Source organism: Limnospira sp. PMC 289.06 (assembly GCF_032350395.1).
Lineage (GTDB): Bacteria > Cyanobacteriota > Cyanobacteriia > Cyanobacteriales > Microcoleaceae > Limnospira > Limnospira platensis.
Map to the genome: position 1 here is coordinate 1 of NZ_JARPLC010000159.1, position 9102 is coordinate 9102.

Genomic DNA, 9102 nt, shown 5'->3' on the forward strand with positions numbered 1-9102 from the left:
AACAAGGAGACGGTCAAACTAGGAGCCGTATGAGGTGAAAGTCTCAAGTACGGTTCTGAATGGGAGGGGATGGAGGTGACTCCATTCTCGACCCCTAATTTAAAGAACGATAGTTATTATTGGTGGTTATATGGTTTTGCAATCAGGTATTGAGCCATCAAGAGTCTTTGAGTGCCGTCTGTAGCGTCTGAGGCGCAAGTTAAAGTTATCAAATTGAGGTAAGTTAGATGAAACATTATGTTTGTGTGACCATTGGGATTAACCAGTATCAATTCCTGCAACCCCTGAGTTACGCCCAAAGGGATGCAGAAGCTCTCAATCATTTCTGGGCTCAAGATGCTGGTTTTGCGAGCGATCGCTGTGTGTTGATCACGGATACGTCCCCGGAAACGTGGGATCTGCCTACTTATCCGAGCCGGGGAAACCTGTTAGACTGGATGGAAAGTATCTGTCGAGAACAACTCCAGGCGGAAGATACCCTATTTTGCTTTTTCAGTGGCTACGGCATTCATCATAAGGGGCAAGATTATCTAATGCCTATTGATGGCAGCCCAGAGAACCTGGAGGAAACGGCTATCCCGATCAGCCTGCTGTTTAAGCATTTAAACAATGCACCTACGGATAATATATTACTGCTGTTGGATATTAACCGGACTCAGGGAGTGCAGGTAGGCGATCAGATTGGAAGGGAGACGATCGCCTTATCGGAAAAATTTAGGATTCCGACAATCTTATCTTGTCGTCCTGACGAGGTATCTAGGGAAACCTCTTCCCTACGAAATGGCTTTTTCACCGCCGCCCTATTAGAAGGGTTGAAATCAGGAAAATGTCAGACTCTGGCTGATTTGAAATCATTTTTAAGCGATCGCCTTCCCGAATTGACCGATCAACATTTACGACCGGTACAAAACCCAGTATTTGCGATCGCCACCGCAGAACAGGCGCAATTGCTGCTACAACCTGAACCAGCCAAAGCCATGGCGGCGGCGGGAAACCATCAGAGCAATTCCGCGCTCAATTCCACTTTTGCACCTAAGCAAAATGGCAGCAACCCCTCAGCTTTACCCAATCTGAAGCTGTCTTCAACCATACCAAGCGCTCCGGTAAGCCGACCAGACGCCAGTGAAAACCCCACAGAATCATTAAATCAGGAGCAGGTCTCTGGATCATCAGATACACCAGACCCCAGCCAAAAGACCAATGAACAGCCCCAGGAAGAAATTATGTCAGACAGATCATTCTTTCAACAGCTTATTATCTGGAGTGGTGCGATCGCTGTACTACTGTTATTGGGGGTATTCTATACTAACCGATCCCTATTCGTAGGTTCCCAAGCCTCCACTACCCCCTCTTTACCTCCTACGGAGTTATCCCAACCACCCACCCCGGAAACTACCGACCCCACAGAAACCGAAGCCCTAACGCCGCCAGAAGCTGTAGTTGGGGATGATACCCCTGTAACCCCTGCGCCCACTCCTGCTAACGGTGAACAGCTTTTACAGCAGGCTAGAATGATAGTTCAAAATACCTCGGCTTCTCGTTTGAGTCAGGCGATCGTCCAAGCTAATCAAATTCCTAATAACGACCCACTTTATCCTGAAGCGCAACTAGCTATCCAACGCTGGAGTCAAATGATTCTCGATATCGCCGAAGGACGGGCGGCTATGGGGAATTGGTCGGAAGCGATAGCAGCAGCATCTTTAGTCCCGGAAATTCAACGCCCCATTTATGAACAGGCGCAATTGCAAATTCAAAATTGGCAGCAACCTCTCACACAACTGCGGGAGAATGAAGCTAAAATTGAGGCGGCTCGCTCTCAAATTCGACCGGGACAGGCTTCTACTTATAGTAATGCGATCGCTGCTGTTTCTACCATTGGTCCGCAAGAATTGGGTTATGATCAGGCTACCGAAGCGATCGCTCGCTGGAGTGGTGAAATTTGGAAACTGGCTCAGTCCCGCGCTCAAAATAATCAATTTGATGCAGCTATTTTGGCGGCCGTTTTAATTCCAGAGGGAACCCCACCATATACGGCGGCTCAACAGGCGATCGCTCAATGGACAGCCAGAACACAAAATCAAAATCAGACACAGAATTGATCCGTTAATCCCCCCCAACTAAAAATATACCTCTGGTTAGAAGGCAGACAACACTTGTCTGCCTTATCTTATAGCACAGAACAGATTCTTAGCCAAATTTAAGATAACTATTCCCGAAAACTCATAAATAGCCGGTTTACTGAAAATATCGACTTAATTACAGTGAGATGAGCGAATTTACACACAATTGTTAAATTATGTTAACATATACATCAATGCTCACCTATTTTGATTGTTAGCACTCTCATTACACTGCTTAGATATTTAACCAGAACCGGAGCATTTTCGATGACATCAGGGTTGCTTTATCAGTCTATTAAACGCTATTTCCGAGGTATTAAACGCCCAAATATCCCTACTATATGGGCTTTGGGCGTGATGGGGTGTTTAAGTATGATCGCTTGGGGGTGGGTGTCTGACCAGCCGCTAATCAGCGATTTTTTTCAGCAACTATATTTCCAACAACAAAACCCACCGCTGTGGTTAGAATTGCCGGATATTCCGAGTAGTTATTTATGGTTTCCCACCATTTTATTAAGTGCGATCGCCTGGATAATTACCAAGATTTACCCTAAACCAACAGCCATATCAAGGGCGATAATTGTCGCCATTATCTTAGCATTAACTATCCGTTATTTACTATGGCGATCGTTCTCCACCCTCAACCTCAGCGACCCCCTCAATGGTTTATTTAGCCTCACTCTAATGGCTCTCGAAATTTACATTATTGGTGCTAATATCATTCAAATTTACCTAATTGTAAATAGCACCGATAGAAGTAGCCAAGCCGACCAACTCCAACAGTCAGTTATTCAACGCAAATTCACCCCAACCGTTGATATTTTCATCCCCACCTACGACGAACCCTTATTTATTCTGAGGCGCACAATTATCGGCTGTCAAGCCTTAGACTATCACCCCAAAAAAGTCTACATATTAGACGACACAAACCGCCCCCAAGTTAAACAACTAGCCCAAGAATTAGGCTGTAATTATCTCACTAGACCTAATAACCTTCACGCCAAAGCCGGGAACCTTAATCATGCTTTGAAATTCACAAATGGCGAATTAATTACAGTCTTTGATGCCGATTTCATTCCCACCAAAAACTTCTTAACTAGAACAGTAGGATTTTTTCAAAATCCTAACACCGCCTTAGTCCAAACCCCCCAAACCTTTTATAACCCCGACCCAGTATCCAGAAATTTAGGATTAGAAAATATCATTACCCCCGAAGAAGAAGTATTTTATAGACATATACAACCATTAAAAGATGGTGCGGGTAGTGTAGTTTGTGCCGGGACATCATTTGTAGTTAAACGCACAGCATTAGAAGCCATTGGCGGGTTTGTTACCGAATCAATTAGTGAAGACTATTTTACCGGAATTACCCTAGCCAGCAAAGGCTACAAACTCATTTATTTAAACGAAAAATTAAGCGCAGGTTTAGCCGCCGAAAGTATCACCGACCACCTTAATCAAAGAATGCGTTGGGCGCGCGGTACATTACAAGCCTTTTTTATCAACTCCAATCCTTTAACCATACCCGGTTTAACCCTCAGACAAAGATTAGCACATTTAGAAGGTTTGCTACATTGGTTTACTAGCATTTCCCGAATTTTTATCCTGTTAATGCCCTTAGCTTATCGGTTTTTAGGCGTGATTCCTATTAAAGCTAGTGTCGGGGATTTTATTTACTTTTTCATGCCATATTATCTAGTTTCTCTCCTGGCTTTTGCTTGGTTAAACCAAAAATCTCGGTCAGCCTTCCTGTCAGAAATTTATGCAATTTTCCAATCATTCCCCATGGCATTAACTGTAATTCAAGTCATGCTTAATCCTTTTAAAGGTGGCTTTAAAGTAACCCCCAAAGGTAAAAGAAAGTCCGAATTTTCCGGCTCCTGGAAATTAGCATCACCTCTTATTGTCCTGTTAATAGCCACAATTGTCAGCCTGTTTTGGCATCATCAACTATTAGCATCAAATGTTGATAATGACCCCGGAGTCAATTTAGGCATCATCTGGAGTATTTACAACTTAGTAGTTTTAAGTGTATCTCTCCTAATTATCATAGATGCACCCCTACCAGATACCTATGACTGGTTCCAATTGCGTCGGTCTGTCAAACTCCAAATTTCTGACCAAGTTGTAGGGGGAATAACTCGTTATATTTCCGAAGTCGGTGCTGAAATTGTGGTCACAGAACCCGCCGCCTGGTCTATTCTTAACCACAAAAATGGCAAACAAAAATCCGAATTTTTACCTTTACAAATGGAAATTATTGATGTACAATTAAACCTAGGGGGGAAAATTACTGATACTCAATGGAACGGTGAATTTCCCACTATTCGGGTTGAGTTTGAAGCCCTAACAGTGTCGCAACATCGACAACTTGTAGAAATGCTGTTCTGTCGTCCAGGACAATGGCAAAACTTGTCAACTCCCGGAGAATTGCGATCGCTATGGTTATTGTTGAGAGTCTTACTTAAACCCAAGTTTATCTTTGACCGGAAACCACGAATAACAGCGATCGCAGTTCATCAACACTAATCGATAATCCATTATTTGACTCCCCAACTTGCCACAGACAGCTAGGGAGACCTTCACCGTGAAATCATAGCCGCCGCCTTGGTTGCCGGGCAAGCAAGCACCGGCAGACCGCGACTCCTCTAGGATTAACCGCCCATCAGCGCCTGGGCAAGTCCAATGTAGAGCGGTATTCCCAAGGCGATCGCCACTGGTGTGCCGACCGCTGTGGACGAGCCGATATAGGCCGAGGGATTCGCAGACGGGATACCCGCCCTTAAAGTGGGCGGCCCAGAGATGTCTGAACTTGACGAGGCGATGACCGCCAGGATCACAACCCCCCCAAGGCTGAATCCCGTGACCGCGTGGGCAATCATGCCGAGACCGAAAGCTATAAGCCCATGCAGCAACGGCGCGATAAAAGCATATACTGCGTACCATTGGGCTACCTTTCTCAGCTCACCAAGCCTTGCCGTCGCCTCCATACCCATTACCAGCATCAGTATTGAAAGCAGTCCCCGGAAGAGCGGCTCGTAGAAACTCTGAAAGACACTTTCCGGTCGGGTTAGCAATCCCAGAGCCAGACCAAGCAGCAATGCCGATAGGGCAGAACCCTGGAGACTTTCCTTGATGATCGGCCATATCTCGACTCCCTGGTTGGCGCTACCGCGCTGCTGGCTGAGATACTCCTGCCTCGTCGTGGGATACTCCGGCTTGCTCGGATAATCCCCCGCAGCAACCGGCTGTTTACTCAGAGACTCGTGCTTGCTGAGAGACTCATCTGCCATATCGCTGTGCTTCTGCTTGCTGACATAAATACTAGCCAAAACGATCGCAGTCACCAGCGCCGGGATATCCATAAACGGATAAAGTGCAGCCGCCCAAGCCTCGTATTCGATGCCTTGTTCTTCTAGTAGCGTCAGGGCTGCCGCCATCGTAGAGCCACTTACAGCACCAAACAAGCCCGCAGTTGCAATGGCATCCACCGTTTTTACATTCGGCAGCTTGGCTAAGGTGTAGCGCCCGATGAACACGATCACGATACCCGTTACCAGAGCGAAAACTGCAGGCAACAGCATCTCTGTCAGATTCGATCCACGGATCGCAATCCCCCCACTCAAGCCGACCTTCATCAGCAGCATGAAAACAACAAATTTATAAATCGCATCTGGAATTTGTAGTTGGCTATTGACCGCCGCAATTACCATGCCACCAATCAGAAAGCCTAGTGTCGGGGACTGCAACTGCGCCAGGAAGCGGGTTAAGAAACCGGACAAGAAATCCACGATGTCATTACTCCTTAAATCAGATATTAGGGGTCAGGACTGCAGGCAAGCGTAGCCTCCAATCCTCGGTAGTTTTAGGCTTCCGGGTGAGCAGGGAGTCAACCCGCCGCGAAAAATTCATTTCCATCCCGGTGCCTCGTGTGCTGGAATATATCGAACAAAAGCCAAACCCAAGTCCGCCTGTGGGGCTTCACTCTTTTGGGTATTCGGCCAGAGCTGAACCATAGCCCTCTGGGGATGGTATTTCTTTCTCCCCACAGGGTTTAGAAGACCAGTTGCCCCCTAGGCTATTGTATAGACTTGACTCTATTGATATTGGTTTTTTATCTAGTTCAGTCTATGTGTTTAAGTTTATATGTAGAGCGACACAAATTTGCGATCGCTCTACATGGATCTGCTAAGTAATATCAAATGCAAATCATAAGTTTTCCTTTTATTATCAGAAAACTCCTATATCTGTGGTTAATGTAAATGGCGATCGCATAATTTTCTCTATTCCTTGCGATCGCCCCCACACCTGCCACAGCCTGGCGAACCCAGGCAACTCCCTCACCAGAAAGGTTTTTGCCCCCTCTCCAGTAGCTCGAATCGTCCCAGCCTTGCCCCCCTGTCGCCGCCCACTCAAATATCTGCGGTGATCATATCCAAGATCTGCTCCGCTGTTGGATAGTTGCCCTAAAAAAACCTATTTATCTAACCATAAGTGTTTATTATCAAATCCTTCCGCTAATCTGAGTCAATTTTTCTTCACAGAAGGTATTGGATTCGCGGATATTTGGCATAATCTTAAAAATATGGTTTAAAGCAAAACCATAGACTATTGTCTTTAATTGTTCTAACAGAACCCATCAAGAGGTAACCCAGATGACCCAGAAAGCCAGCAAGCTCGTCATTGTCACCGAAAAGTTGCTGCTCAAAAAGATCGCCAAGATCATCGACGAAGCCGGAGCCACCGGTTATACAGTCGTGGACGCTGGCGGTAAAGGCAGTCGCAACGTGCGATCGTCCGGACAACCCAGCGTTGGCGACACCTACTCCAATGTAAAGTTCGAGGTGCTTACCCCCAATCGGGATATGGCCGTGAAGATTGCCGATGAAGTTGCAGCTCAGTTTTTCGACGATTATTCCGGCATCAGCTATGTTTGTGACGTGATGGAGGTACTGCACGCCCACAGTTTCTGATTCAAAACCCCAAACCCCCCTAACTGAATTCCTCCACCAAAACCATAGCCAGTTGTCTTCCCCGACAACAACCCTTGAGACCTTGACATTGGGGGAGAGAACATTCACCCGCCCCAATGTCAACTTTAATAGTCCTTTAGTTGTCGTAGACCCTAGCCTCAGCAGCTTCTGGATTTTCCTCGCAGTAAACCTCAAAAGCAGTTTTTTCAATCCGTTCTGATCTCTGATGTGCCGCTTCAGCCTGAAGTTCCTCAACAATATCCCAAGCCGCCGCACATTCAGGAGAAGTAGCACCTTTGGCAGCACAGGTAGCCCTAGCCTCTTCGATCGCCTGTTCTATGCGATCGGCCAGGACAATACTCTTAGGCTTCTCTACAAAGTCACCCTTACTCAGGATATCAGTTATAGAAACAATCCCCAACAGTTCTTCTTGAATCACCGGAGCGCGGCGAATACCAGTCTGAGCAAATAACCGCGCCACATATTCCACCCCCAAATCAGGGTTAATAGAGATACAGGGCTTAGTCATAATCTCATAAACCCGCATCTTTTTCGGATCTTTACCGTAAGCCGTCACCTTGTAAATCACATCCGTCTCCGTCACAATGCCATAAGCATCCTGTTCGTGGCGACGTTGAACAATCAGCGCCCGCAAACACAGATCATTCATTTGTTTCACCGCTTCTGCTACCGTAGCCGACCCCCGAATCGTCACTACATCGGTCGTCATAATATCTTTAGCTTTTAGCATCATCGCAGGCTCTCCATAACTTGATACACTCTTATAGCTTGCCTTGTTATGGCTTCAAAAGAAAGAATTGTTTTAACCCCCGTTTTCTGGTAAAATGGGGGATGGATCTATTAAATTTTTTCATTGTTGGTGAATACTGCCATCTGGCATCACCGCCCCCATCAACATAGCATCAGTCCAACTCACACCGTCAAGAATCGCCCCCCGAAAATTAGCACCCCGCAGATTCGCCCCAGATAAATTAGCCCCAGTTAAGTCCGCTTTCCACAGATAAGCATTCCGCAGATTAGCATAGCTAAGATCAGCCCCGCCAAGACGAGCCAGGTTAAGATTAGCCCCCGTCAAATTACTCCGTACCAAATTACCACCTTCCAGATTAGCCCGCATCAGCACAGCATCAGCCAGATTACTCCCCCACAGAATCACCTCAGTTAAATTTGTGCCGTGGAGAATAGCACCCTCCAGATTAGCCCCCGTCAAATTCGCCGACCTCAGATTAACAGCAGTCAAATCAGCCTTTTGTAAGTTAACCCCCCGCAGATTAGCCTCAGACAGATCTACCCCATTCAGGTCTATCCCCCCTAAATCCACATCTACCAAATGACAATAACTCAGATTAGCACTGGTGAGACGAGCCTTAGTTAAAACCGAACAGCTTAACCTCCCATGACTGAGATTAGCCCAACTCAAATTCGCCTCAGTCAAATTAGCCGACCTAAGATTAACCCCGCTCAAATTCGCCCCACATAGATTAACCCCGGTCAAATTAGCCGACCTAAGATTAACCCCTTGTAAAATCGCACCACTCAACTTAACCCCACTGAGATCAGAATGCACCAAAAACGCACCCCCCAGGTCAGCCTTAGTCAAATCAGCATCAGTCAAGATAGCCCGTCCCAAATGAGCAAAAGTTAAATTACTTCTATATAGGAACGCATTAAACAAATTAGCATCCTCTAAAAACGCCCTACTCAAATCCGCCCCAGCTAGGGAAGCACCCCCCAGGTCAATGCCTTTAAGATTACAGCGAAATAATTTCGCACCAATTAGATTAGTTTTCCTAAAGTCGCGATCGCCCACCGCATATCGACTTAATAACTCCTTAATATCCACATTCGCTACTCCCATTCACGATCAGCTACATCACTGCTAATCATTTTGACAATAGATATTTCCACCGGAAACCCTCCCATACAGGATAACTTTCTATCTTATTCCCAAACTTTCACCAATAAAAACCCCGACCTAGGGAATTGGT

The 9102-nt window shown here is 46.2% G+C and carries 7 protein-coding genes; 3 read left to right on the forward strand and 4 right to left on the reverse strand.

The window, feature by feature from the left end; all coding sequences use genetic code 11:
- Positions 1 to 227 precede the first annotated feature (227 nt).
- Together P5674_RS21385 and P5674_RS21390 are read left to right on the forward strand one after the other, a co-directional pair.
- Positions 228 to 2099 carry a caspase family protein gene (locus P5674_RS21385; protein WP_006617198.1) on the forward strand — a complete coding sequence of 624 codons (1872 nt, stop codon included), beginning with the start codon at positions 228 to 230 and terminating at the stop codon, positions 2097 to 2099.
- A 288-nt stretch (positions 2100 to 2387) separates the two neighbouring features.
- Entirely contained in the window at positions 2388 to 4649 is a 2262-nt protein-coding gene (locus P5674_RS21390; protein ID WP_006617197.1) for a glycosyltransferase family 2 protein, read from the forward strand.
- A gap of 125 nt (positions 4650 to 4774) precedes the next feature.
- Here P5674_RS21390 and P5674_RS21395 read toward each other — a convergent pair whose 3' ends face one another.
- On the reverse strand, positions 4775 to 5911 hold the full coding sequence (locus P5674_RS21395; RefSeq protein ID WP_315670260.1) for a sodium-dependent bicarbonate transport family permease: 1137 nt from the start codon (positions 5909 to 5911) through the stop codon (positions 4775 to 4777).
- Between the two features lie 439 nt (positions 5912 to 6350).
- Positions 6351 to 6536 (reverse strand): hypothetical protein, encoded by a 186-nt coding sequence (locus P5674_RS21400; protein WP_315670261.1) that lies wholly within the window; start codon positions 6534 to 6536, stop codon positions 6351 to 6353.
- A gap of 239 nt (positions 6537 to 6775) precedes the next feature.
- Between P5674_RS21400 and P5674_RS21405 the strand changes: the two genes are divergently transcribed.
- Positions 6776 to 7093 (forward strand): P-II family nitrogen regulator, encoded by a 318-nt coding sequence (locus P5674_RS21405; protein WP_006617195.1) that lies wholly within the window; start codon positions 6776 to 6778, stop codon positions 7091 to 7093.
- A gap of 136 nt (positions 7094 to 7229) precedes the next feature.
- On the opposite strand, the gene P5674_RS21410 is transcribed toward P5674_RS21405, so the two are convergent.
- Together P5674_RS21410 and P5674_RS21415 are read right to left on the reverse strand one after the other, a co-directional pair.
- The gene (locus P5674_RS21410) at positions 7230 to 7847 is read right to left on the reverse strand and encodes a CP12 domain-containing protein (RefSeq protein WP_035737555.1); all 618 of its coding nucleotides are present in this window, start codon (positions 7845 to 7847) and stop codon (positions 7230 to 7232) included.
- A gap of 117 nt (positions 7848 to 7964) precedes the next feature.
- Positions 7965 to 8972 (reverse strand): pentapeptide repeat-containing protein, encoded by a 1008-nt coding sequence (locus tag P5674_RS21415; RefSeq protein ID WP_006617193.1) that lies wholly within the window; start codon positions 8970 to 8972, stop codon positions 7965 to 7967.
- Positions 8973 to 9102 lie beyond the last annotated feature (130 nt).